This window comes from Clostridium sp. KLE 1755 (assembly GCF_000466465.2).
Taxonomy (GTDB): domain Bacteria; phylum Bacillota; class Clostridia; order Lachnospirales; family Lachnospiraceae; genus Eisenbergiella; species Eisenbergiella porci.
The window spans coordinates 43,501-46,134 of record NZ_KE992678.1 but is presented as its reverse complement, the minus strand read 5'-3'; the positions used below and the strand labels follow the sequence as shown (position 1 = coordinate 46,134).

Annotated in this window: 4 protein-coding genes; 2 read left to right on the top strand and 2 right to left on the bottom strand. The window is 47.9% G+C overall.

The window, feature by feature from the left end:
• Nucleotides 1–94 precede the first annotated feature (94 nt).
• On the top strand, nt 95–1,111 hold the full coding sequence (locus tag HMPREF1548_RS07150) for a LacI family DNA-binding transcriptional regulator (protein WP_021635245.1): 1,017 nt from the start codon (nt 95–97) through the stop codon (nt 1,109–1,111).
• 224 nt (nt 1,112–1,335) lie between these two features.
• Nucleotides 1,336–1,821 carry an NADH-quinone oxidoreductase subunit NuoE family protein gene (locus tag HMPREF1548_RS07145; RefSeq protein ID WP_021635244.1) on the top strand — a complete coding sequence of 162 codons (486 nt, stop codon included), beginning with the start codon at nt 1,336–1,338 and terminating at the stop codon, nt 1,819–1,821.
• Between the two features lie 285 nt (nt 1,822–2,106).
• On the opposite strand, the gene HMPREF1548_RS07140 is transcribed toward HMPREF1548_RS07145, so the two are convergent.
• Nucleotides 2,107–2,349, bottom strand: coding sequence for a hypothetical protein (locus HMPREF1548_RS07140; RefSeq protein ID WP_021635242.1), 243 nt, complete (start codon nt 2,347–2,349; stop codon nt 2,107–2,109).
• A 62-nt stretch (nt 2,350–2,411) separates the two neighbouring features.
• Nucleotides 2,412–2,634, bottom strand: a 223-nt coding sequence (locus tag HMPREF1548_RS07135; protein ID WP_021635241.1) for a hypothetical protein, incomplete at its 5' end; no start/stop codon positions are given.

Sequence of the window (2,634 nt, the reverse complement as noted above, 5' to 3'; positions counted from 1 at the left end):
TCCTCCTCACAGCCGATGCTGGAAGCGCCGCCCTTGACTTCTGTTAAAAGGCGTATTAAAATTAAATAAAAAATTTAACAGCCAGGAGACCCCAATGGAAATTTCAGCAAAGGAATTAGCTCAACTCATCAACGTATCTCCCGCAACCGTTTCCATGGTATTCAACAACAAACCGGGAATCAGCGAAGCAACCAGGGACCTTGTCTTAACCACGGCGGCCAAATACGGCTACACCCCCAAAAGCGCCCCGCCCGCTTCCGCCTCTTCCAGAGTCATTCAGCTAATCAATTACAAAAAGCATGGAAAAATAGCGGCCGATACGCCCTTCTTTTCCCAGCTGACGGAAGGCATTACCCAGGAATGCCGCCGTCAGAACTGTGTGCTGCATATTTCCTATTTTTATGAAAATATGGATATTTCCGCCCAGCTCACATCACTGAAGGAGGTGGACTGCATCGGCATTCTGCTTCTGGCTACGGAAATGCAAAGGGAGGATTTCAAAAAATTCAGGGATTTTCCCGTACCGATTGTGGTACTTGACTGTTATTATGATGAGTTGAAATACGACTGTGTACTGATCAATAATATTCAGGGAGCTTTCAATGCCACCAGCCACCTGATTAAATGCGGCCATAAAAAAATCGGCTACCTGCGTTCCAATCTGGAAATCAGCAACTTTGCGGAACGCGCCGACGGCTATTATAAAGCGCTGCGTACAAACGGCATCAGCACCTCTCATCCTTACGTCCACGCCATTTCCCCTACGGCCGAGGAAGGCTATCAGGATATGCTGACGGTTCTGGATGCGGATCCGGAGCTGGCGGATGCTTATTTTGCGGATAACGACATCATTGCCGCCGCCGCCATGAAGGCCTTCCGTGAACGCGGCTTCCGGCTGCCGGAGGATATTTCCATTATCGGTTTTGACGATATGCCGCTCTGCGATATGATGGTCCCGTCCCTCTCCACCATGCGGGTCCGCAAGCAGGAGCTGGGCGCCGCCGCCATTGCGCGCCTGATGGACCGGATTGCCGATAACAAAAAGGAATACCTGAAAATCTCCATGTCCACCCAGTTAATCAAAAGAGAAAGCGTCTCCGTTCTTACGTGAGACGCTTCACTTAACATAGCTGTTCAGTTTCTTTACACGATACGTAATGCAATAACCAGTTGTTACACCAGGCATCGACCTGCCTGACAGCCCTATCCATATGATAAAAAGCCATTGCTTTCACCTTTTTAAACCAGCCTGCGTGTAATAGAATGACCTCGCTTAGGAAACACTATTCAACACGCAATACAGATAACATAAAATACAGATGACAGGAAATTTTTATGGAAGCAGATTGGAACTTAACAGAAGCAATCGAATATTACCGAGGTCAGAACGTATCCCAGGATCAGCAGGCTCTCATTGAGCTTTTACGCGAGGTCCAGGCCGAAAACGGCGGCAGCATCCCTGCCTGCGCGCTGGAGGAAATCACCGCGCAGCTTGACATCCGTCCGGCTATACTGACGGCAATTCTCAAACGCTGTCCCGGCCTTCGAACTCAAACTGCACCGCACAGCCTTGAGCTCTGTGCCGGCCCCAGATGCCAAAAACGGGAATGCGCCCGTCTCCATGCTTTTATAGAAAAAAATTATCAGGTGAAAAACGGCGGAATCAGTGCCAAAGGCGGTTTTTCCTACCGCCTCACCGGCTGTATGAAAAACTGTGCAAATGGACCCAGTATGAAATGGGACGGGAAATTATACTCACAGGCCACTCCTGAGCTGCTGCGTTCCCTCATTGAAAAGGGGCAATCGAATATCCTGCGGTAAACAATTGAATATCAAGCTTGCAGCACTGCAAGGCAGCGGGATATTTGGTCTACGCTCCGCTTCGGTCGGTGCGAAACATGTGCCACTGGCACATAGCACACCTTGCGGCAGTCACCAAATATCCATGCAGGCATGGCTGCTTGGTGCATTGCCCGCGGAAATAAAAAAGTTCTCCCGTATAGTCAAAATGCCGGACATTATGCCCGGCATTCCTTTTGTGAAAAACGGCTTCCCTGGCAGCAAACCTGGGATACGCCATTTTAGCTTTTTAATCAATTCCATAACTCATTGCTGTATATATTTTTCCGCCTGTGCCTTTGACAGGGAAAAAATCTTTATCATTTCGCTGACTATCTGTTCCCCAGACTTGCCAACTTCCAGGTTATAGCTTACAAAAGCGTGTATTCCTTCTGCTAACCCTTCCGCCAGCCCAGCTTCCCGTCCATCTTCGTAGCCATCCTCATAAAATTCCTTACTCAGGCTCTTCATCACCTTTTCTTCGTCATATTCCGTTAAAAGCGCATTCATTACCTCTGCCCTCCTCTGACTCAAAAAATGGTATATTCCTCAATATACTCCTCATATGCTTTTCAACAGAAACTTTCCGTGAACTCCGCAAAATTTTTTTCCGCCTGTGCCTTTGACAGAGAAAAAATCTTTATCATTTCGCTGACTATCTGTTCCCCAGACTTGCCAACTTCCAGGTTATAGCTTACAAAAGCGTGTATTCCTTCTGCCACCCCAGCTTCCCATCCATCTTCGTAGCCATCCTCATAAAATTCTTTACTCAGGCTCTTCATCACCTTTTCTTCG

Bases quoted from the DNA above. Each gene is read 5' to 3' on its own strand.
- HMPREF1548_RS07145 (WP_021635244.1), top strand. From the start codon at position 1,336: ATGGAAGCAGATTGGAACTTAACAGAAGCAATCGAATATTACCGAGGT.
- HMPREF1548_RS07150 (WP_021635245.1), top strand. From the start codon at position 95: ATGGAAATTTCAGCAAAGGAATTAGCTCAACTCATCAACGTATCTCCC.
- HMPREF1548_RS07140 (WP_021635242.1), bottom strand. From the start codon at position 2,349: ATGAATGCGCTTTTAACGGAATATGACGAAGAAAAGGTGATGAAGAGC.